The organism is Pseudomonas sp. IPO3749 (assembly GCF_013386605.1).
Lineage (GTDB): Bacteria > Pseudomonadota > Gammaproteobacteria > Pseudomonadales > Pseudomonadaceae > Aquipseudomonas > Aquipseudomonas azotoformans_A.
The window spans coordinates 1-19952 of the sequence record NZ_JACARN010000030.1 but is presented as its reverse complement, the minus strand read 5'-3'; the positions used below and the strand labels follow the sequence as shown (position 1 = coordinate 19952).

Genomic DNA, 19952 nt, shown 5'->3' with positions numbered 1-19952 from the left:
CTCCCACATTTGGTTTGTATGTATTCAGATAGACTCCTTCAGGCGCAACAGCTACCGGACGCCAACTCCTTGAGAATCGGACAATCCGGCCGATGATCGCCCTGGCAGTGTTCCACCAGGTCCTGCAAGGTATCGCGCAGTTGCCCCAGTTCCAGAATCTTCTGGTTCAGTTCATCGATATGCTGGCGCGCCAAGGCTTTTACGTCGGCGCTGGCCCGTTGCCGGTCCTGCCACAGGGTCAGCAACCTGCCGACCTCTTCCAATGAAAACCCCAAGTCCCGCGAGCGTTTGATAAACGCCAGGGTGTGCAAGTCATCCTGGCCGTATACGCGATAGCCACTGTCGGTGCGATGCGCGGCTTTGAGCAGGCCGATGGATTCGTAGTAGCGAATCATCTTGGCACTCAACCCGCTCTGGCGTGCGGCTTGGCCGATGTTCATGGGCGCTGATCCTCCAGGTTCTTGGGCTTCCACGTCTTCAACAGTAACGCATTACTCACCACGCTGACGCTGGACAAGGCCATCGCCGCACCGGCCAACACCGGGTTGAGCAGGCCGAATGCCGCCAGGGGAATGCCGATCAAGTTATACACAAAGGCCCAGAACAGGTTCTGGCGGATCTTGGCGTAGGTCTTGCGGCTGATTTCCAGCGCGGCTGGCACCAGGCGCGGATCGCCGCGCATCAGGGTGATACCGGCGGCGTGCATGGCCACGTCGGTGCCGCCGCCCATGGCGATGCCGATATCGGCGGCGGCCAGGGCCGGGGCGTCGTTGATGCCGTCACCGACCATGGCCACCACGCCGGTTTTTTTCAACTCGGCGACGGTGGCGGCTTTGTCGGCGGGCAATACTTCGGCGTGCACGTCGTCGATACCCAACGCCTCGGCGACCACGCGGGCGCTGCCGCGATTGTCACCGGTGAGCAAATGGCTGCTGATGTGCTGGGCCCTGAGTTGCTCCACCGCTTCCAACGCGCCGGTTTTGAGCGTGTCGCCAAAGGCGAACAGTCCCAGCATACGGGGTTGTGAGCCTTGCTCGATCAGCCAGGACAAGGTGCGGCCTTCTGCCTCCCAAGCCTTGGCTGATTCGGCCAACCCGCCCGCGTTCAAGCCGCTTTCTTCCAGCAGGCGACGGTTGCCCAGGGCCAGTTGCCGGCCGTCCAGCGTGCCGGCGATGCCGCGTCCGGTCAGGGATTGGCTGGCCGTTACATCAGCCACCTTCAGCCCTTTTTCATCACAGGCATCCAGCACGGCTTTGGCCAGCGGGTGTTCACTGCCCCGTTGCAACGCGCCGGCTTGCTGCAGCAGCAAGGCCTCATTGCCATCCACGGCCGCCAGGTGCGCAATTTTTGGCGCGCCGGAGGTGAGGGTACCGGTCTTGTCGAAAACCACCGCGCTCACTTCATGGGCGCGTTCCAGGGCTTCTGCGTCCTTGATCAAAATGCCGTGGCGAGCGGCAACGCCTGTACCGGCCATGATGGCGGTTGGCGTCGCCAGGCCCAGGGCGCAAGGGCAGGCGATCACCAACACGGCGACGGCATTGATGATTGCCGTTTCCAAGGGCGCGCCATACAGCCACCAACCCACCACAGTCATCAACGCCAGCACCAGCACGGCCGGAACGAATACCTGGCTGACTTTATCCACCAGTTTCTGGATCGGTGCCTTGGCGGCCTGGGCGTCTTCCACCAGACGGATGATCCGCGCCAGCACGCTTTCGGCGCCGAGGGCCAGGGTGCGCACCAGCAGGCGACCTTCGCCATTGATGGCGCCACCGGTAACCTGATCGCCGGGTTGTTTCGGTACGGGCAGGCTCTCGCCACTGATCAGGGCTTCGTCGGCATGGCTTTGGCCCTCGACGACTTCACCGTCCACCGGGAAGCGTTCACCGGGTTTTACCAGCACCAAGTCATTGAGTTTCAGGGCATTGATGGCGACATCTTCTTCACGGCCTTCAATCACCCGAATCGCCCGCTCCGGACGCAAGGCTTCCAGGGCGCGGATAGCGCTGGCGGTCTGGCGCTTGGCGCGGCTCTCCAGGTATTTGCCCAGCAGTACCAGGGCGATCACCACCGCAGAGGCTTCGAAGTACAGGTGCGGCGCCATGCCAGGATGCGCGGTGAGCCATTCATAAATACTCAGGCCGTAACCGGCGCTGGTGCCGATCGCCACCAGCAGGTCCATATTGCCGGCACCGGCACGCACGGCTTTCCAGGCGGCGATGTAAAAGCGCGCGCCAAAGATGAATTGTACCGGGGTGGCCAGCGCGAACTGCGCCCAGGCGGGCAGCATCCAGTGCAGGCCGAAGGGTTCCACCAGCATCGGCAGCACCAATGGCAAAGCCAGCAGGATCGCCAGCAGCAGCGACCAACGCTCGCGGTGCAGGCGCTGGGTTTGATTGGCGTCGGTGGCGGTTTCGCTCTGGGGCAGGGTGGCGGTGTAGCCGGCTTTGTCGACGGCGGCGATCAACACGCCGGGGTCCATCTGGCCGAGTACTTCGATATGGGCGCGCTCATTGGCCAGGTTGACGCTGACGCGTTGCACCCCCGGCACCTTGCCCAGCGCACGCTCGACCCGGCCGGCACAGCTGGCGCAGGTCATGCCGCTGATGGGCAGGTCAAAGGTGGTGGATCCATTCATGGGGCAGTCCTCCAAGAGAAGTTGCCCCTAGGATCAACCTTGACCTGTGGGGAAGGTCAAGCGCCTTTAATATTCCAATTTGGCGGCTTTGAGGTACATCCCATCCGGTCCCTGGGCAATGCGCAATTTGCGCACATCACCGGCCTTGAGCGTGATGTTCTGCGCCGGTGGCGCCAGCATGCCCGGCAGGCAGCCGGGGGATTGGCCCGGCAGCAATTTCAGGCGCAACGACAGATTACCCGCCGGCAAGTTGAACGACGTAGCCTGTTCCTGGAACAGCCGGCCGGCGAGTTGGTCATTCAGGTACAGGCCGATCTCGCAGTTGGTCGGCACTTCCAGGCGTTCCCGGGAAATGATCAGCACCGCATAGTCTTCTGCGGCGAAGGCCTGAGGCACGGCGGCCGACAAGCTCATCAGGCCCGCAAGGGCAAAAAACGACCAGCGCATGGCGAATGCTCCGTGGTGTGAATCAAAGATGGGTGAAGCTTGGCCTTTGGAGCGGCCAAATACCAGCCCGGCAGAAATTTCCGGAACTTGACCTTGCCATCGTGGCAAGGTCGAGACTGGGTCCAACCTCATCAAAGGAGTCATGTCATGCAAGTATTCAGCGTTGAAGGAATGACCTGCGGCCATTGCGTTCGAGCGGTGACCCAGGCCGTGCAGAGCCAGGACCCGGCGGCCAGCGTGAAGGTCGACCTGGCGGCCAAGGAAGTGGGCGTCGAAAGCCGTTTGTCTGCCGAGCAAGTGATCGAGGCGATCACCGAAGAGGGCTACAGCGCCAAGCTTGCCTGATACGGGTAAATAGTTAGCGAGCTATCGTGTTCAATGCACCCAAGCGCGGCTAGACTATCGGGCTGCCGTCTCACTTGGGTGCCCGATGAACCTTCGCATAATCCTGATTCTGGGTGCCTTGAGCGCCTTCGCGCCGTTGGCGATCGACTTTTACCTGCCCGGCTTCCCGGCCATGGCCAAGGCTTTCGCGACGGATGAAAAACACATCCAGCTGACCCTGGCGGTGTATTTCGCTGGCCTGGCCATCGGCCAACTGATCTATGGCCCACTGGCCGACCGCTTTGGTCGACGCGGCCCGCTGCTCAGTGGCGTTACGCTGTTTACCCTGGCATCGTTCGCCTGCGCCTTTGCACCGACCCTGGAGTGGCTGATCGCTGCGCGTTTTGTGCAAGCCCTCGGTGGCTGCGCCGGCATGGTGATTTCCCGCGCAGTGGTCAGCGACAAATGCGACGCGGTCGGCTCGGCCAAGGTGTTTTCCCAGTTGATGCTGGTCACCGGCCTGGCGCCGATCCTCGCACCGCTGGCCGGTGGTTTGATGGTGGGCATATGGGGCTGGCAGTCGATCTTCCTCGCCCTGTCGATCTTCAGCGTGATGGCGGCCATCGCCGTCGCGGTCGGGCTGCCGGAAACCTTCCCGGCCCATCAGCCGCGCCAGCCGTTGTCCGGATCGCTGCGTCGTTATGCGGCGCTGCTGTCGGACCGGGTTTACCTCGGCTATGCCCTCACCGGTGGTATCTCGATTGCCGGGATGTTTGCCTACATTGCCGGTTCACCTTTCGTATTTATTCAGCTCTATGGCGTGCCTGCCGAGCATTACGGCTGGCTGTTCGGCTCCAACGCTGCGGGCTTTATCCTGGTAGCGCAGGTCAACGCGCGGTTGCTGTCCAAGCGTGGCCCGGCGTTCCTGTTGTCGCGCAGTGTGTGGGTCTATCTGCTGGCCGCGTTGAGCTTGCTGGGTATCGCGGCGCTGCGCACCGATGCGCTGTGGCCATTGCTGGTGCCGCTGTTTATCTGCATTGCCAGCCTGGGCTGTATTTTGCCGAATACCTCGGCTTGTGCCATGAGCGGGCAGGGTGCACGGGCCGGTAGCGCTTCGGCGTTGCTCGGTTGCATTCAGTTTGGCGTGGCGGCAGGGGCGGCGTCGTTGGTCGGGGTTTTGCACGACGGCACGGCGATGCCGATGGCGATGGTCATCAGCTTGTGCGGTGTGTTGGCGGTGACGATTGCGATGTCGACCCAGCGCCTGCAACGCAAACGGGCCTTGCAGGCGCAGGTCTGAACAGCGGATCAGCCGGCGACGGAGCGTTGCTGGCTGTTGGGGAAACGGTGAGGGGCCTGGATACGGGCTTGCAGAGTGTCGGCAAAGGCACGGGCCTCGGCCTCGGTGCGGAAGGTGAAGGCGTCCTGGTCGAGACGGACCTGCCATTTATTGCCTGCGGATTTTGCTAACGCTTTTATCAGGATTTTCATTGCTGACTTCCTCACGTAAAAGAATCGTGGCAAAGGCGGCCAATATAAACCCGAATACGCTCACAAAGATGACAAAGGTCAACTCTCTGACTAGCGGTGTCGTCCATTACCCACATGAATAATGGACGGCCCTGACAGCTATTTTTTAGAAGCCTTCCAGCACGATCTTGCCCTTGGCCTTGCCACTTTCCAGCAGCGCGTGGGCACGGCGCAGGTTTGCCGCATTGATCACACCGAAGTGCTCACCCACCGTGGTTTTCAGGGTGCCGGCGTCGATCAGTTCGGCCACGCGATTGAGCAGGTTGTGCTGTTCGATCATGTCCGGGGTCTCGAACATCGAGCGCGTGTACATGAACTCCCAATGCAGCGACAGGCTCTTGCGCTTGAGTTTGCTGACGTCCAGCGCCTTGGGGTCGTCGATCAGTGCCAGCTTGCCCTGGGGTTGCAGGGCTTCCACCAGTTGGTCCAGGTGATGATCGGTCTGGGTCAGGCTGGCAACGTGGGTCACTTGCGGGTGGCCGGCAGCTTTCAGCGCTTTGCTCAGCGGTTGGCTGTGGTCGATCACCAGGTCGGCGCCGAGTGTCTTGGCCCACTCCTGGGTTTGCGGACGTGAAGCGGTGCCGATCACTTTCAGGGCGGTGAGCTGGCTGGCCAGTTGAGTCAGGATCGACCCCACGCCACCGGCGGCACCGACGATCAGCAGGCTCTGGCCTTCGTCTTGCGTACCTTCCTGCACTTGCAGGCGCTCGAACAGCAATTCCCAGGCGGTGATGGCGGTCAGCGGTAACGCGGCGGCGTCGGCAAACCCCAGGCTTTTCGGCATATGCCCGACGATGCGCTCGTCCACGGTGTGCAATTCGCTGTTGCCGCCAGGACGCACCAGGGAGCCGGCGTAGAACACCTTGTCACCGGCCTTGAACAGCGTCACGTCGCTGCCGACGGCCTTGACCACACCGGCCACGTCCCAGCCCAGTACCTTGGCGGCGCCATTTTCCGGGGCGACGTTCTGGCGCACCTTGGTGTCTACCGGGTTGACCGAGATGGCTTTGACTTCCACCAGCAAGTCACGCGGGCCGGCGACAGGCGCGGGCAGTTCGATGTCTTGCAGGGCATTTGGATCGTTGATCGGCAGTGAGGCGTAGTAGGCAATGGCTTTCATGATGGCTCCAGAAAAGGGGGGATCAGGCGAGGAACTTCAGGCGCTTGAGTTCGAAGTGTTCGAGCACATCGGCGGCTTTGGCGCGAAAGCTCTGGATATGCGCGCTCTGGTCGTGGTCGGCCAGCGCCGCGTCGTCGCTCCAGCGTTCGAGCATGTAGAAGGTTTCGGGGTGTTGCAGATCCTGGTGCAGGTCGTACTGCTCGCAACCGGCTTCCAGGCGCGTGGGCTCCAACAGGCCGCGCAGCAGGGTTTCCAGGGTGGCTTGTTGGCCGGGTTTGGCGATCAGCGTGGCAATGACGTTAAAGGCGGTGGACATATTCAACTCCAGACACGTGATGAACGGGATGCACAGATGATTGGCTATTTCCCGCGCAGATAAAACCCGCTAAAACTGCAGTCTGTTTCAACAAAATTTTGATAATGAGCGGAAGAGCATGCTGCGTTTTGATGATTTGCAGTTGTTTGTGCGTGCGGCAGACCTGGGCAGCTTGTCCGCAGCAGCCAGGGTAATGGACCTGTCGCCTGCGGTGGCGAGTGCGGCGCTCAAGCGCATCGAACAGCAACTGGGCACACGCTTGCTGGCGCGTTCCACTCGCAGCCTGCGCCTGACCGCCGAAGGCGAGGGCTTCCTGGAATATGCTCGGGCGGCCTTAAGCTCGCTGGATGAAGGGCGACGCTTATTGGCCAGCGGCCAGGACCATGTCAGTGGTGTGCTGCAGTTGTCGGCCCCGTCGGATTTCGGGCGCAATCAGCTGTTGCCGTGGTTGGATGAGTTCCAGCGTGACTACCCGCAACTCACCGTGCGGCTGTTGCTGGGCGATCGGATTGCCGATCTTTTCCGTCAGCCGGTGGATATCGCCCTGCGCTACGGTGAGCCTGAAGACTCCAGCCTGATTGCGCTGCCCATCGCCCCGGACAATGTGCGTGTGCTGTGTGCGTCTCCCAGCTATCTCGCACGGTATGGCGAGCCTCGGCACCTGGAGCAACTGGCCCAGCACAATTGCCTGTTGTACATGCTCGGCAGCCGGGTCCACGACCACTGGAGCTTTCACGACGGTAAACGTGAAATCAGCCTGACCGTCACCGGTGACCGCTTCAGTGACGATGCCGATGTGGTCCGGCGCTGGGCGGTGGCGGGCGTGGGCATTGCCTATAAGTCCTGGCTGGATGTGAGTACCGATGTGCTGGCAGGACGTTTGCGCCTGATCCTGCCGGAGCTGCGGGGCGAGCGTACGCCGCTCAATCTGTTGTGCGCCCATCGGGCGCAACTGAGCAAACCCATTAACTTGTTGCGGGAAATGCTCGTGTCCCGTTGTGCGACACTGACCGCCCAATTGCCAGAGCGATCCGGCACCACGTAAAGGACTCCATCAAAGCCGGAAATTTCACTCATATCCTGTCCCTATCTACGCTGTCAGACGCCATGGAACCGGCGGTTTGCGCCCCTATACTTTGGTGCCAACCTCAGCAGAAAAATAAATCGACAGGGAGTGAAAAGATGGAAGCTGCACCTTGCATCAGTCAGATCGCCAGCTTGCTCGCCGAGCCCAAACGTACTGCCATGCTGTGGGCCTTGATGGATGGCTCGGCCAAGTCGCCAGCCGAGTTGGCGATGCTTGCCGGGTTGTCACCGACCTCCGCCAACGCGCACCTGGCGCGAATGACGGCCAGTGGTGTATTGCGGGTGGAAGCCCGGCGTGGCAAACGCTTGTTCCGTGTCGCGGCACCTGATGTCAGCGCCGCCATCGATGCCTTGGCGAGGACCACCATGGCCTGCGCCGCACGCCGCGCGCCGGATGCTCTGCCACCGGCCCTGGTGGCTCCCGCATTGTTACGCCATGCCCGCCTGTGCCATGGTCACCTCGGCGGGGAATTGGGCGCGCAGTTGTATCAGCACCTGCTGGAAGCGGATTGGATCGAACGTCATGAGCACCGCACCGATATCACGGTCAAGGGCGCGCAGCGCCTGGCAGGCCTGGGGATTTTTACCCAAGCCCTGGCGTCGCCGCTGGTGTGCAATTGTTTCGACTGGAGCCAGCACCAACCCCATCTGGGCGGTGCGCTGGGCGCGGGGTTGTTGCAGCTGTTTCTGCAGTCGAACTGGATCAGTGTGATCAATGAGTCCCACGCATTACGGGTCAACGCCGTAGGGCACAGGGAAATCACCCGATTGGCCATGTCTGTGTGACATAGCCAACCGCTTTTACTCAGTCATGGCTTTACGAGGCGCGCATCCAGGCTGTTCTGTGCCAGGCGTTTAGCCTGGTCCTGGGTCATGCCCAGCGAGGTGTACAGCGCGTGGAAGTTCTCGGTGACATAACCGCCGAAGTAGGCCGGGTCATCGGAGTTCACCGTCACCTTCACGCCACGCTCCAGCATGTCGAGAATGTTGTGCTGGGCCATGTCGTCGAACACGCACAGCTTGGTGTTGGACAGTGGGCACACGGTCAGCGGGATCTGCTCGTCGATGATGCGCTGCATCAGGCGCTCGTCTTCGATGGCGCGCACGCCGTGGTCGATACGCTGGATTTTCAGCAGGTCGATCGCTTCCCAGATGTACTCGGGCGGGCCTTCTTCGCCGGCGTGGGCCACGGTAAGGAAGCCTTCGTGGCGGGCACGGTCGAACACGCGCTGGAACTTGCTTGGCGGGTGCCCCATTTCCGAGCTGTCCAGGCCCACGGCCACGAATGCGTCACGGAACGGCAAGGCCTGGTCCAGGGTTTTCTCGGCCTCGGCTTCGCTCAGGTGGCGCAGGAAGCTGAGGATCAAGCCGCTGGTGATACCCAGTTGCTGCTCGCCATCTTTCAGCGCGGCGGCGATGCCGTTGAGCACCACTTCGAACGGGATACCACGGTCGGTGTGGGTCTGCGGGTCGAAGAAGGGTTCGGTGTGGATCACGTTCTGCTCTTTGCAGCGCAGCAGGTAGGCCCAGGTCAGGTCGTAGAAATCCTGGGAAGTGCGCAGCACGTCGGCGCCCTTGTAATACAGGTCGAGAAACTCTTGCAGGTTGTTGAAGGCATAAGCCTTGCGCAGGGTTTCGACGTCGTTCCACGGCAGCGCAATCTTGTTGCGCTCGGCCAGGGCGAACAGCAGCTCAGGCTCCAGCGAGCCTTCCAGGTGCAGGTGCAGTTCAGCCTTGGGCAGGGCGTTGAGCCAATCGTACATTTTCTAAATTCTCATCAGGTGCAATGGCGGCATTCTACAGGCCATGGCCGAAATAATCGGCAAAACCTGACCAGCAGGATTGTTTTCGTTGCATTCGCGCAAGGGCCACGTGAACTAAGGTGTAACGAAACGTTAGCGGCGTGACGCAGTCTGTACCCCATCAATGACTGATTTGCCGCACTAAAAGGCCCGGAATGCTCACATCCCTCAAGCAAGAAAAATTCATGCTACTGGCGCTGATTGCCGCCATCGCCGCCTACCCATTGGAGCACTGGATGCTGCACAACGGGCAGATCACGGCGTTGCTGGCCGGCGTGGTGCTGATCGGCTTTATCGTGGTGGCGTCGATGCGCGTGGCGCACCATGCCGAGCAACTCGCGGAAAAAGTCGGCGACCCCTACGGCACCATGATCCTCACCCTGGCGGCTGTGCTGGTGGAGGTGGTGATCCTGGCGATCATGATGAGCAACGAACCGTCGCCCACCTTGGTGCGGGACACCATTTATTCCGCGGTCATGCTCGATATCAACGGCATCCTCGGCCTGGCCGCGCTGATGGGCGGCATCAAACATGGTGAACAGTCCTACAACGATGATTCGGCCCGCACCTATAGCGTGATGATCCTCACCGCCATGGGCGTGTCGATGGTGGTGCCGGAATTCATCCCCGAAGCCGACTGGAAAATCTACTCGGCCTTTACCATTGGCGCGATGGTGGTGTTGTACACCCTGTTCCTGCGCATGCAGGTGGGGCCGCACAGTTATTTCTTCAGCTACAGCTACCCGGAAAAACGCCGTAAGAAGTTGCCGGAAGAACAGGAGGCGCCGCCGGTCAACCTGGCATTTTCCATCGGCACCCTGGTGTTTGGGGTGATTGTGATCGGCGCACTGGCCGAGGTGATGTCCAAGACCCTGGATCTTGGCCTGGAAGGTACGGGAGCGCCGCCGGTGATCACGGCGATTGTGGTCGCGGCGATTTCGGCTGCACCGGAGATTTTGACGGCATTGCGCGCCGCGTTGGCCAACCGCATGCAGTCGGTGGTGAATATCGCGTTGGGCGCTTCGCTGTCGACGGTGATCCTGACAGTGCCGGTGATGGAAGCGATGGCGCTCTACACCGGCCAGCCGTTCCAGATGGCAATGACCCCGGTACAGACCGTGATGGTGTTTATCACGCTGATTGTCAGCGCGATCAACCTCAACGATGGCGAAACCAACGCCATCGAAGGGATGACCCATTTTGTGCTCTTTGCGACCTTTATCATGCTGTCGCTGTTGGGGTTGTAGTCAGCCGGCGATCAACTGCCGCGCGGCCTGGCTGTGATCGGCGATCAAGCCTTTCAGGTCCAGGCCTTCGACTTGGCCGTCGATCACGCGCCATTTTCCTGCAATCATCACCCGGTCCGCACGGTCGGCGCCGCACAGCAGCAGCGCCGAGATCGGGTCGTGGCTACCGGAGAAGCGCAGCTCGTCGAGCTTGAACAGCGCCAGGTCGGCCTGTTTTCCTACTGCCAACTCACCGATATCCGTACGGCCCAACAACTGCGCCGAGCCTTTGGTCGCCCAGCCCAGCACGCCTTGCGGGGTGATCTTTTCCGCGCCGTAACGCAGTCGCTGGATATACAAAGCCTGGCGCGCTTCAAGGATCATGTTCGACGCATCATTGGAAGCGGAACCGTCCACACCTAGGCCGATAGGTGCGCCGGCGGCGAGCAGGTCCAGGGTCGGACAGATACCGGACGCCAGGCGCATGTTCGAGCTTGGACAATGGCAGATACCGGTGCCGGCGGCGCCCAGGCGTGCAATTTCATCCGGGTTGAAGTGAATACCATGGGCCAGCCAGGTGCGCGGGCCGAGCCAGCCGACGCTGTCCAGGTAGTCCACGGTGCGCAAGCCGAAGCGCTGCAGGCAGAAGTCTTCTTCGTCGAGGGTTTCCGCCAGGTGTGTGTGCAAGCGCACATCCAGGCGGTTGGCCAGCTCGGCGCTGGCTTCCATGATTTCCGGGGTCACGGAAAACGGTGAGCAGGGCGCCAGGGCGATCTGGATTTGCGCGCCGTCACCACGCTCATGGTATTCGTGGATCAGGCGTTGGCTGTCTTCAAGGATGACTTGGCCCTGTTGCACGGTCTGTTGCGGTGGCAGGCCGCCGTCGGCTTCGCCAAGGCTCATGGAACCACGGGTGAGCATGGCGCGCATGCCCAGTTCGCGCACGCTTTCAACCTGCACGTCGATGGCGTTTTCCAGGCCGTCGGGGAACAGGTAGTGGTGGTCGGCCGCCGTGGTGCAGCCCGAAAGCAGCAATTCGGCCAATGCGACTTTGCTGGCGAGGGCGAGTTTTTCCGGGGTGAGCCGCGCCCACACCGGATACAAGGTTTTCAACCAGGGAAACAACGGCTGATTGACCACCGGTGCCCAGGCGCGAGTCAGGGTTTGATAGAAATGATGGTGGGTATTGATCAGCCCCGGCAGGACCACATGCTCACGCGCATCGAACACTTGGGCGCAGGGCTGCGCAGGTTCTTGGCCTTGGGCCAGCACTTCGGTGATCACACCGTCTTGCAGCACCAGGCCGCCACGGGCGTCGAGGCCATTGGCGGTGAAAATCGCGAGGGGGTTTTTTAACCAGATACGGGTCGCAGGCATTGGCCGGCTCCTCTGAATGATGGGTTCAGGTTTGCCAGCTCAGTGTTGCCCTGTCTGCTGATCCAGGGTCGCCGGTGAAGGCGAGGGGGCAGTCTACGCGCGGATCGCTACCGACGGCAATCGGTCGATAACGATCCCCAGGGTTTTACCAGGCGATGGTGTCGCCTTTGTAATCGATGAAGTGATGGCCGCCTTTGCCGGTGTAGGCGTTCACCTGATCCACCAGACCGCGCACGCTGGTATCGACGTCAATGTGCGCGTTTTCGCCGCCCATGTCGGTCTTCACCCAGCCTGGGTGCAGCGACAGCACGGTCAGCTTGTGATCGCCCAACTGGGTGATAAAACTGTTGGTCATGGAGTTGAGTGCCGCCTTGCTGGCTTTGTACAGCGCCAGGTCGGAGCCGTCCGGGATGGTCACGCTGCCCAGTACCGAACTCATGAAGGCCAGCACGCCAGTGTCTTTGCGGATCTGCGCGACAAAACGCTGGGCCAGGTTGATCGGCGCAACGGCGTTGGTGAAGAACAACTGGCCGACTTCTGCCAAGGTGGCGTGCCCCGGCTCCTGATTGGCGGGGCCTTTGACGCCGGCGTTGACGAACAGCAGGTCGAAGGTGCGTTCCTTCAGGCGTTGGCTCAGGGCGATCACGGCTTGCTGGTCGTCCATGTCGAGTTTCTCGATCTGTACCGGGCCCACGGCTTTCAGGGCATCGGCCTTGCTCGGATCACGCACGGTGGCGGTCACGTCCCAACCGTCCTGCAACAGTTGCTTGACCAGGCCAAGGCCCAGCCCACGCGAGGCGCCGATGATCAATGCGGTTTTTGGCGTAGACATGAAAAGCTTCCTTTAAGCGTCGCGGTTCAGGGATTTCAGCGTTGGAGCAGGATACGCCCACGGCTGAGGTCAGCGAGTTGAATTTGCAGGGTGTCGATATGCGCTTCGCCCAAGGCAAGCTGCAACTCGACGCCGTTGGCGGTGAAGGTTTCTTCGACCACCAGCCCGCCCAGTTCTGCAACGCGCAGTTTAACCAGATTCAGCTCGGCGAAAGCGCAGGCGCAGTTCAACGGTACGCGGCTGATCAACTCAATGCGTTCAGCCGTTTGCAGGCATTTATTCGCACCGCCGCCGTAGGCGCGGGCCAGACCGCCGGTGCCCAACTGAATGCCGCCGTACCAGCGGATCACCAGCACTGCGACCTGATCAAAACCCTGCGCTTCAATAGCGGCCAGTATCGGTCGACCAGCAGTGCCGCCGGGTTCGCCGTCGTCATTGCTGCGGTACTGGTCAGCGAGCTTCCAGGCCCAGCAGTTGTGCGTGGCGTTCAAGTCGCTGTGCTGCTCGAAAAACGCCTGGGCGTCTTGCGCGCTGGTGATGGGCGCCGCGAGGGTGATAAAGCGGCTTTTACGTATTTCTTCGCGAAACTCGCAAAGGCCGGTGAGCGTGAAAGGCATAAGTCGCTTCGTTTACAGGGTCGGCTTGATGCCGCAACCCTTGAGAATGATGTGGATCAGGTTGGTGCCGGCGTCTTCCATATCCTGCTTGGTCAGCTTGGTGCGACCGGTGACGCGGCAGATCTGGGTGGCAAAGTCGGCGTAGTGCTGGGTGCTGCCCCAGAGCAGGAAGATCAGGTGCACGGGGTCGATCGGGTCCATCTTGCCGGCGTCGATCCAGGCCTGGAACACTGCCGCCCGGCCGCTGAACCAGGCGCGATAGTCCTGGCTGAAATATTCGGTCAGGCATTCGCCGCCACTGATGATCTCCATGGCGAAGATTCGCGAGGCCTGGGGCTGGCGACGCGAAAACTCCATCTTGGTGCGGATGTAGCGGGTGAGGGCCACGGCCGGGTCGTCTTCGGCGTTCAGTCCGTTGAAGGTGCTGTCCCATAGTTCAAGGATGTTGCTGAGCACCGCAATGTACAGGCCCAGCTTGTTGGTGAAGTAGTAATGCAAGTTGGCCTTGGGCAGCCCGGCACTGGCAGCAATCGTGTTCATGCTGGTGCCTTTGTAGCCATGACGCGCGAACTCATCTTCAGCAGCCTGGAGAATCGCTTGTTCGTTCTTTTGCCGAATACGGCTGGCGGGCTTACCGGCGTGGTTGCTGTGGGCAGGAACTTCGAGGCTCATGGAGGTTTCCGTGCTGATCGATAGAGACGACGTGTGCACAGATAACCCACCCTCAAGCCTCAGACAAGTCCTGATGCAATAAAACCGTCAAAGCGATTCCAGCGTGTCGCTTTCCGGTGCGTGGTTTGCGGCAGTCGTGGCGGCTTTGGCTTCGGGCAACAACAGGCACAACACAATCGCGGTCAGCCCGCCGCTGGTGATGGCGGAGTCGAACAGGTTCTGTACCAGCGTCGGCATCAGGTGCAGCAGGTTCGGTTGCGCGGCGATGCCCAGGCCGACGCCAAACGAGGTGGCGATAATCAGCATGCTGCGTCGGTCCAGTGGCGCCTGGGCGAGGATGCGCACGCCGGCAGCGGCCACGCTGCCGAACATCACCAGGGTGGCGCCGCCCAATACCGGTTTGGGGATTTGTTGCAGTACCGCGCCAATCAATGGAAACAAGCCGAGGCAAAACAGCACCACGCCTATATATAAGCCGACGTAACGGCTGGCCACGCCGGTCAGTTGGATCACCCCGTTATTCTGCGCGAAGGTGGTATTGGGGAAGGCGCTGAACGTGGCGGCGATCATGCAGCTCACGCCATCGCCGAGTACGCCGCCCTTGAGCCGGCTTATATAAGAAGGGCCGCTGATGGGCTGGCGGGCGATCATGCAGTTGGCGGTGAGGTCGCCGACGGTTTCGATGCTGCTGATCAGATAAATCAGCGCAATTGGCAGGAAAGCGCTCCAGTCGAAGTTGAAACCAAAGCGAAACGGAATCGGCAGGCTGACCAGAGGCAGGTCGGGCAGGGCTTGCGGCACGAGCTTGCCGCTGAACCAGGCGGCCAGGCTGCCGAGGGCCAAGCCGATGATGATGGCCGAGAGGCGTACCCACGGCGTATTGGAACGGTTGAGCAGAATGATCGTCAACACGACGAAAACGCCCAGCGCCAGGTTGGTAGGGGCGCCGAAGTCGGGGGCGTTGAAGCCGCCGCCGAGGTCAGTGATACCGACCTTGATCAAGCTGATGCCGATCAGTGTGATGACAATCCCGGTCACCAAGGGCGTGATGACTCGACGCAACTGACCGATAAAGCGACTCAGCACGATCTGCACCGCAGCGCCGAAAAAGCACACGCCAAAGATCATCGCCATGATGTCTTCCGGGCTGCCGCCGCGTTGTTTCACCAGGAAGCCCGCCGATAACACTGCGCCAAGAAACGCAAAGCTGGTGCCTTGCAGGCAGATCATCCCGGCGCCGATGCCAAATGGCCTACGTGCCTGGATGAAGGTGCCTACGCCGGAGACCATCAGCGCCATGCTGATCAGGTAGGGCAAATGGGCCGTGAGGCCCAAGGTGGAACCGATGATCAGCGGCGGGGTGATGATGCCGACAAATGCAGCAAGTACATGTTGCAGTGCGGCGAGAAAAGCCGGGCCGGGTTTGGGGCGGTCGTTGAGGCCGTAGATCAGGTCGCTGCTGTTGGATGCTTCTGGTGGCATGGCGGGCAAACTCAAGGTCTATGTCCTTGGGTTGTTGCAAAAAGCTGTCCAACTGCTCAGCTTTTAGCTGCAAGGCCGATTTAGCGGGTTGCCGCGAGACTTTCCAGGAAGCTTTCCAGCACCAAATGGGGGCGACGGCCCTTGCGCGTGACCGATGCGAGGCTTAAATCGTAAAAACGTGTAGCCGGTTTCAGCGCACGCAGTCGGCCTTGTTGTACCCACAGGCTCGCGTAGTGGTCGGGTAGGTAGCCGATGTAGCGGCCGGTGAGAATCAGGAAGGCCATGCCTTCGCGGTCCGAAGCGCTCGCGGTGCAGTTGAGCGCCTGGTAATGGGCCTGGATTTCGGCGGGCAGGCGGAAGGTCGGGGCGATCGCGTCTTGGGCATCGATGCGTGCGTCGTCCAGCTGCTTGTTGTCGGCGTAAAACAGCGGGTGACCCACCGCGCAGTAGAGCAGTGAACGCTCACTGTACAGCGGCTGGTATTCCAACCCCGACAGCGCGCTGGCCTGGGGCACTACGCCGACATGCAGGCGGCCGTCGAGTACACCTTGCTCGACTTCGTTAGGGGCGATCATGCGGATCTGGATTTGCACGTCCGGACCACGTTCCTTCAATTGCGCGAGCGCATGGGTGATGCGCATGTGGGGCAGGGTGACGAGGTTGTCGGTGAGGCCGATGATCAACTCGCCGCGCAAGTGCTGGTGCAAACCGTTGACCTCGGTGCGGAAACTTTCCAGGGCGCTCAATAGTTGCAGTGCGGATTGGTAGACCTCGCGGCCCTCTTCGGTCAGCGAGAAGCCGGCGCGGCCGCGTTGGCACAGTCTTAATCCGAGGCGTTGTTCGAGATCGCTCATTTGCTGGCTGATCGCCGAGCGCCCGATGCCCAGTACGGTTTCCGCCGCCGAGAAGCCGCCGCATTCGACCACGCTGCGAAAGATGCGCAGCAGGCGGATATCGAAGTCGCTGACTTGGGCCAGGGGATCGGGTCGACGGCTGCTCATAGTTTAGTGAAGGCCTGACTGAAGGTTAGAAGAGTTGAATTTCACCGACTTTATCGCCGTGGCAATTTAGCTGCAACAACGCTTTTCAATCCCGACGCTGCCTTTTGCCCTGCGAGGTTTTGCTGATGAACATGCCCGAAAACGCCCCATCGTCCCTGGCCAGCCAATTGAAGCTGGACGCGCACTGGATGCCGTACACCGCCAACCGTAACTTCCAGCGCGACCCGCGCCTGATCGTGGCGGCCGAAGGTAGCTGGTTGACCGATGACAAGGGACGCAAGGTGTACGACTCATTGTCGGGCCTGTGGACCTGTGGCGCCGGGCATACCCGTAAGGAAATCCAGGAAGCGGTGGCCAAGCAACTGGGCACTCTGGACTACTCGCCGGGCTTCCAATACGGTCATCCGTTGTCCTTCCAACTGGCGGAAAAGATCACCGACCTGACCCCTGGCAACCTGAACCATGTGTTTTTCACCGACTCCGGCTCCGAGTGCGCCGATACGGCGGTGAAAATGGTGCGTGCCTACTGGCGCCTGAAAGGCCAGGCGACCAAAACCAAAATGATCGGCCGCGCTCGCGGTTACCACGGTGTGAACATTGCCGGCACCAGCCTGGGTGGCGTCAACGGCAACCGTAAGATGTTTGGCCAGGCGATGATGGACGTTGACCATCTGCCGCACACCCTACTGGCGAGCAATGCCTTCTCCCGTGGCATGCCGGAACAGGGCGGTATCGCGCTGGCGGATGAGCTGCTCAAGCTGATCGAGCTACACGATGCATCGAACATCGCGGCTGTCTTTGTCGAGCCGATGGCCGGTTCTGCGGGCGTGCTGGTGCCGCCACAGGGTTACCTCAAGCGTCTGCGTGAGATTTGCGATCAGCACAACATCCTGTTGGTGTTTGACGAGGTGATCACCGGCTTCGGCCGTACCGGCTCGATGTTCGGTGCCGACAGTTTCGGCGTGACTCCGGACCTGATGTGTATCGCCAAACAAGTCACCAACGGTGCGATCCCAATGGGCGCGGTGATTGCCAGCAGCGAGATCTATCAGACCTTCATGAACCAGGCGACGCCGGAGTATGCGGTGGAATTCCCCCACGGCTACACCTACTCGGCGCACCCGGTCGCCTGCGCGGCTGGCTTGGCGGCATTGGACCTGTTGCAGAAGGAAAACCTGGTGCAGAGCGTCGCCGAAGTCGCCCCGCACTTTGAGAATGCGCTGCACGGTTTGAAGGGCAGCAAGAACGTGATCGACATCCGCAACTACGGCCTGGCCGGTGCGATCCAGATTGCCCCGCGTGACGGTGATGCGATCGTGCGTCCATTCGAGGCCGGCATGGCCTTGTGGAAAGCCGGTTTCTACGTGCGCTTTGGCGGTGACACCCTGCAGTTCGGGCCAACCTTCAACAGCAAGCCGCAGGACCTGGATCGCCTGTTCGATGCGGTCGGCGAAGTGCTGAACAAGATCGACTGATTTCTCCTTCTATATAGAACAATTTTTCAGGAGCCCCGCATGAGCCTTATCCAGCATTTGATCAACGGTGAATTGGTCAACGACAGCGGTCGCAGTGCCGACGTATACAACCCGTCCACTGGCCAGGTGATCCACCAGGTGCCGTTGGCCAGCCGTGAAACCATTCAACAGGCAATCGACTCGGCCAAGGCGGCGTTCCCGGCCTGGCGTAATACACCTGCGGCCAAGCGTGCCCAGGTGATGTTTCGTTTCAAGCAATTGCTGGAGCAGAACGAAGCGCGTATCTCGCAGTTGATCAGCGAAGAGCATGGCAAGACCCTGGAAGATGCTGCGGGTGAATTGAAACGCGGGATCGAAAACGTCGAGTACGCGTGCTCGGCGCCAGAGATTCTGAAGGGCGAGTACAGCCGTAACGTAGGACCGAACATTGATGCGTGGTCGGATTTCCAGCCGCTGGGTGTAGTCGCTGGTATTACGCCGTTCAACTTCCCGGCGATGGTGCCGTTGTGGATGTATCCGCTGGCAATCGTCTGCGGTAACTGTTTCATCCTGAAGCCATCGGAGCGTGATCCGAGTTCCACGCTGTTGATCGCACAGTTGTTACAGGAGGCCGGTCTGCCTAAAGGTGTGCTCAGTGTGGTGCACGGCGACAAGGGCGCGGTGGATGCACTGATTGAAGCGCCGGAAGTGAAGGCGCTGAGCTTCGTAGGCTCGACACCGATTGCCGAGTACATCTATTCGGAAGCCACCAAGCGTGGCAAACGCGTGCAGGCGCTGGGGGGTGCCAAGAACCACGCGGTGCTGATGCCGGATGCGGACCTGGATAACGCCGTGAGTGCACTGATGGGCGCGGCGTACGGTTCTTGCGGCGAGCGCTGCATGGCGATCTCGGTCGCCGTGTGCGTGGGCGATCAGGTGGCGGATGCCTTGATTGCCAAGCTGGTGCCACAGGTCAAGGCGCTGAAAATTGGTGCGGGTACGTCCTGCGGCCTGGATATGGGGCCACTGGTTACAGGCCAAGCGCGTGACAAAGTCAGTGGTTATATAGAGGACGGCGTGGCAGCGGGTGCCGAGCTGGTGGTTGATGGTCGTGGCTTGAGTGTTGCCGGGCATGAAGAGGGTTTCTTCCTTGGTGGCAGCCTGTTTGACCGTGTAACGCCGCAGATGCGCATCTATAAGGAAGAGATCTTCGGGCCAGTACTGTGCGTGGTCCGGGTGAATAGCCTGGAAGCGGCAATGCAACTGATCAATGATCACGAATATGGCAACGGCACCTGCATCTTTACCCGTGATGGTGAAGCGGCACGTCTGTTCTGTGACGAGATTGAAGTGGGCATGGTCGGGGTGAACGTTCCTCTGCCGGTGCCGGTGGCGTATCACAGCTTTGGTGGCTGGAAGCGTTCGCTGTTTGGTGACCTGCATGCGTATGGGCCGGATGGGGTGCGTTTCTATACCCGTCGCAAGGCGATTACCCAGCGTTGGCCGCAACGGGCCAGCCATGAAGCGTCGCAGTTTGCTTTCCCCAGCTTGTAATGTGGGCTGAAAGCCGGCCCCTTGGGGCCGGCTTTCGCGTTTTTGGGGCTTTTCTGACTTATATGACAGAAATATGAAGAAAGGCATTGACGGCAGATTCCAGATGTCTATAATTCGCCCCACTTCCGGCGCAGTCGAAACGGAAAACTCCTTGGTAAACAATGAGTTATGCAGGTTTCGGCAGCAGGTTGCTTCAGTTCATCGAAGCCAAGAGGAAGTTGAAAAAGAGGTGTTGACAGCAGCGTGTAACGCTGTAGAATTCGCCTCCCGCTGACGAGAGATCTGAAGCGCAAGTGGTTGAAGTTGTTGAAGAAATCTTCGAAAGCTTCTGAAAATAATCACTTGACAGCAAATGAGGCTGCTGTAGAATGCGCGCCTCGGTTGAGACGAAAGATCTTAACCAACCGCTCTTTAACAACTGAATCAAGCAATTCGTGTGGGTGCTTGTGGAGTAAGACTGATAGTCAACAAGAT

General features: G+C 60.5%; 20 protein-coding genes. 7 read left to right on the top strand and 13 right to left on the bottom strand.

Going from position 1 to position 19952, the window contains the following annotated elements; genetic code table 11:
* Positions 1–38: 38 nt before the first annotated feature.
* The 3 genes from cueR to HX812_RS13195 all read right to left on the bottom strand — a co-directional run bounded on the left by cueR (position 39) and on the right by HX812_RS13195 (position 3085).
* Complete coding sequence (cueR, locus tag HX812_RS13205; protein ID WP_038845809.1) at positions 39–440, bottom strand: Cu(I)-responsive transcriptional regulator; 402 nt, start codon at positions 438–440, stop codon at positions 39–41.
* A complete protein-coding gene (locus tag HX812_RS13200) occupies positions 437–2638 on the bottom strand; it encodes a cation-translocating P-type ATPase (protein WP_038845811.1) in 2202 nt (733 codons plus the stop codon). The genes cueR and HX812_RS13200 overlap by 4 nt, the downstream gene beginning before the upstream one ends.
* Before the next feature lie 66 nt (positions 2639–2704).
* Positions 2705–3085, bottom strand: a complete 381-nt coding sequence (locus HX812_RS13195; protein ID WP_038845813.1) for a hypothetical protein — start codon at positions 3083–3085, stop codon at positions 2705–2707.
* Between the two features lie 147 nt (positions 3086–3232).
* On the opposite strand from HX812_RS13195, the gene HX812_RS13190 reads away from it, so the two are divergent.
* Together HX812_RS13190 and HX812_RS13185 are read left to right on the top strand one after the other, a co-directional pair.
* Positions 3233–3430 (top strand): heavy-metal-associated domain-containing protein, encoded by a 198-nt coding sequence (locus tag HX812_RS13190; RefSeq protein ID WP_016977037.1) that lies wholly within the window; start codon positions 3233–3235, stop codon positions 3428–3430.
* A gap of 85 nt (positions 3431–3515) precedes the next feature.
* Positions 3516–4709, top strand: coding sequence for a Bcr/CflA family multidrug efflux MFS transporter (locus HX812_RS13185; RefSeq protein WP_038845817.1), 1194 nt, complete (start codon positions 3516–3518; stop codon positions 4707–4709).
* An 8-nt stretch (positions 4710–4717) separates the two neighbouring features.
* On the opposite strand, the gene HX812_RS13180 is transcribed toward HX812_RS13185, so the two are convergent.
* From HX812_RS13180 to HX812_RS13170, 3 genes are all read right to left on the bottom strand, one after another.
* Positions 4718–4900 carry a hypothetical protein gene (locus HX812_RS13180; RefSeq protein WP_038845820.1) on the bottom strand — a complete coding sequence of 61 codons (183 nt, stop codon included), beginning with the start codon at positions 4898–4900 and terminating at the stop codon, positions 4718–4720.
* Positions 4901–5045: 145 nt separating this feature from the next.
* The gene (locus HX812_RS13175) at positions 5046–6059 is read right to left on the bottom strand and encodes a zinc-binding alcohol dehydrogenase family protein (protein WP_038845822.1); all 1014 of its coding nucleotides are present in this window, start codon (positions 6057–6059) and stop codon (positions 5046–5048) included.
* Between the two features lie 22 nt (positions 6060–6081).
* Positions 6082–6375, bottom strand: coding sequence for a putative quinol monooxygenase (locus tag HX812_RS13170; protein ID WP_016977041.1), 294 nt, complete (start codon positions 6373–6375; stop codon positions 6082–6084).
* Positions 6376–6493: 118 nt separating this feature from the next.
* Here HX812_RS13170 and HX812_RS13165 point away from each other — a divergent pair, with 118 nt between their 5' ends.
* Together HX812_RS13165 and HX812_RS13160 are read left to right on the top strand one after the other, a co-directional pair.
* Positions 6494–7420 (top strand): LysR family transcriptional regulator, encoded by a 927-nt coding sequence (locus HX812_RS13165; protein ID WP_016977042.1) that lies wholly within the window; start codon positions 6494–6496, stop codon positions 7418–7420.
* A gap of 137 nt (positions 7421–7557) precedes the next feature.
* Positions 7558–8247 (top strand): helix-turn-helix transcriptional regulator, encoded by a 690-nt coding sequence (locus HX812_RS13160; RefSeq protein WP_038845824.1) that lies wholly within the window; start codon positions 7558–7560, stop codon positions 8245–8247.
* Between the two features lie 23 nt (positions 8248–8270).
* Here HX812_RS13160 and HX812_RS13155 read toward each other — a convergent pair whose 3' ends face one another.
* Positions 8271–9224: an adenosine deaminase gene (locus tag HX812_RS13155; RefSeq protein WP_012722045.1), complete on the bottom strand. Its 954-nt coding sequence runs from the start codon at positions 9222–9224 to the stop codon at positions 8271–8273.
* Positions 9225–9418: 194 nt separating this feature from the next.
* Here HX812_RS13155 and HX812_RS13150 point away from each other — a divergent pair, with 194 nt between their 5' ends.
* A complete protein-coding gene (locus tag HX812_RS13150; protein ID WP_038845825.1) occupies positions 9419–10510 on the top strand; it encodes a calcium:proton antiporter in 1092 nt (363 codons plus the stop codon).
* Here HX812_RS13150 and HX812_RS13145 read toward each other — a convergent pair whose 3' ends face one another.
* The 6 genes from HX812_RS13145 to HX812_RS13120 all read right to left on the bottom strand — a co-directional run bounded on the left by HX812_RS13145 (position 10511) and on the right by HX812_RS13120 (position 16470).
* Positions 10511–11866 carry an 8-oxoguanine deaminase gene (locus HX812_RS13145; protein WP_038845829.1) on the bottom strand — a complete coding sequence of 452 codons (1356 nt, stop codon included), beginning with the start codon at positions 11864–11866 and terminating at the stop codon, positions 10511–10513.
* A 145-nt stretch (positions 11867–12011) separates the two neighbouring features.
* Positions 12012–12698 (bottom strand): SDR family oxidoreductase, encoded by a 687-nt coding sequence (locus HX812_RS13140; RefSeq protein ID WP_038845831.1) that lies wholly within the window; start codon positions 12696–12698, stop codon positions 12012–12014.
* Between the two features lie 35 nt (positions 12699–12733).
* The gene (locus tag HX812_RS13135; protein WP_038845832.1) at positions 12734–13315 is read right to left on the bottom strand and encodes a YigZ family protein; all 582 of its coding nucleotides are present in this window, start codon (positions 13313–13315) and stop codon (positions 12734–12736) included.
* A gap of 12 nt (positions 13316–13327) precedes the next feature.
* On the bottom strand, positions 13328–13987 hold the full coding sequence (locus tag HX812_RS13130; protein WP_038845833.1) for a TetR/AcrR family transcriptional regulator: 660 nt from the start codon (positions 13985–13987) through the stop codon (positions 13328–13330).
* An 87-nt stretch (positions 13988–14074) separates the two neighbouring features.
* Complete coding sequence (locus HX812_RS13125) at positions 14075–15469, bottom strand: uracil-xanthine permease family protein (RefSeq protein WP_038845835.1); 1395 nt, start codon at positions 15467–15469, stop codon at positions 14075–14077.
* A gap of 80 nt (positions 15470–15549) precedes the next feature.
* Positions 15550–16470 (bottom strand): LysR family transcriptional regulator, encoded by a 921-nt coding sequence (locus tag HX812_RS13120; RefSeq protein ID WP_038845836.1) that lies wholly within the window; start codon positions 16468–16470, stop codon positions 15550–15552.
* 125 nt (positions 16471–16595) lie between these two features.
* On the opposite strand from HX812_RS13120, the gene HX812_RS13115 reads away from it, so the two are divergent.
* Positions 16596–17945, top strand: a complete 1350-nt coding sequence (locus HX812_RS13115) for an aspartate aminotransferase family protein (protein WP_027607942.1) — start codon at positions 16596–16598, stop codon at positions 17943–17945.
* A gap of 39 nt (positions 17946–17984) precedes the next feature.
* Positions 17985–19478 (top strand): CoA-acylating methylmalonate-semialdehyde dehydrogenase, encoded by a 1494-nt coding sequence (locus HX812_RS13110; RefSeq protein WP_038845839.1) that lies wholly within the window; start codon positions 17985–17987, stop codon positions 19476–19478.
* Positions 19479–19952 lie beyond the last annotated feature (474 nt).

Bases quoted from the DNA above. Each gene is read 5' to 3' on its own strand.
- HX812_RS13130 (WP_038845833.1), bottom strand. From the start codon at position 13,987: ATGAGCCTCGAAGTTCCTGCCCACAGCAACCACGCCGGTAAGCCCGCC.
- HX812_RS13185 (WP_038845817.1), top strand. From the start codon at position 3,516: ATGAACCTTCGCATAATCCTGATTCTGGGTGCCTTGAGCGCCTTCGCG.
- HX812_RS13125 (WP_038845835.1), bottom strand. From the start codon at position 15,469: ATGCCACCAGAAGCATCCAACAGCAGCGACCTGATCTACGGCCTCAAC.
- HX812_RS13135 (WP_038845832.1), bottom strand. From the start codon at position 13,315: ATGCCTTTCACGCTCACCGGCCTTTGCGAGTTTCGCGAAGAAATACGT.
- HX812_RS13165 (WP_016977042.1), top strand. From the start codon at position 6,494: ATGCTGCGTTTTGATGATTTGCAGTTGTTTGTGCGTGCGGCAGACCTG.
- HX812_RS13120 (WP_038845836.1), bottom strand. From the start codon at position 16,470: ATGAGCAGCCGTCGACCCGATCCCCTGGCCCAAGTCAGCGACTTCGAT.
- HX812_RS13110 (WP_038845839.1), top strand. From the start codon at position 17,985: ATGAGCCTTATCCAGCATTTGATCAACGGTGAATTGGTCAACGACAGC.
- HX812_RS13155 (WP_012722045.1), bottom strand. From the start codon at position 9,224: ATGTACGATTGGCTCAACGCCCTGCCCAAGGCTGAACTGCACCTGCAC.
- HX812_RS13190 (WP_016977037.1), top strand. From the start codon at position 3,233: ATGCAAGTATTCAGCGTTGAAGGAATGACCTGCGGCCATTGCGTTCGA.
- cueR (WP_038845809.1), bottom strand. From the start codon at position 440: ATGAACATCGGCCAAGCCGCACGCCAGAGCGGGTTGAGTGCCAAGATG.
- HX812_RS13180 (WP_038845820.1), bottom strand. From the start codon at position 4,900: ATGAAAATCCTGATAAAAGCGTTAGCAAAATCCGCAGGCAATAAATGG.
- HX812_RS13150 (WP_038845825.1), top strand. From the start codon at position 9,419: ATGCTCACATCCCTCAAGCAAGAAAAATTCATGCTACTGGCGCTGATT.
- HX812_RS13115 (WP_027607942.1), top strand. From the start codon at position 16,596: ATGAACATGCCCGAAAACGCCCCATCGTCCCTGGCCAGCCAATTGAAG.
- HX812_RS13140 (WP_038845831.1), bottom strand. From the start codon at position 12,698: ATGTCTACGCCAAAAACCGCATTGATCATCGGCGCCTCGCGTGGGCTG.
- HX812_RS13195 (WP_038845813.1), bottom strand. From the start codon at position 3,085: ATGCGCTGGTCGTTTTTTGCCCTTGCGGGCCTGATGAGCTTGTCGGCC.
- HX812_RS13145 (WP_038845829.1), bottom strand. From the start codon at position 11,866: ATGCCTGCGACCCGTATCTGGTTAAAAAACCCCCTCGCGATTTTCACC.
- HX812_RS13200 (WP_038845811.1), bottom strand. From the start codon at position 2,638: ATGAATGGATCCACCACCTTTGACCTGCCCATCAGCGGCATGACCTGC.
- HX812_RS13160 (WP_038845824.1), top strand. From the start codon at position 7,558: ATGGAAGCTGCACCTTGCATCAGTCAGATCGCCAGCTTGCTCGCCGAG.
- HX812_RS13170 (WP_016977041.1), bottom strand. From the start codon at position 6,375: ATGTCCACCGCCTTTAACGTCATTGCCACGCTGATCGCCAAACCCGGC.
- HX812_RS13175 (WP_038845822.1), bottom strand. From the start codon at position 6,059: ATGAAAGCCATTGCCTACTACGCCTCACTGCCGATCAACGATCCAAAT.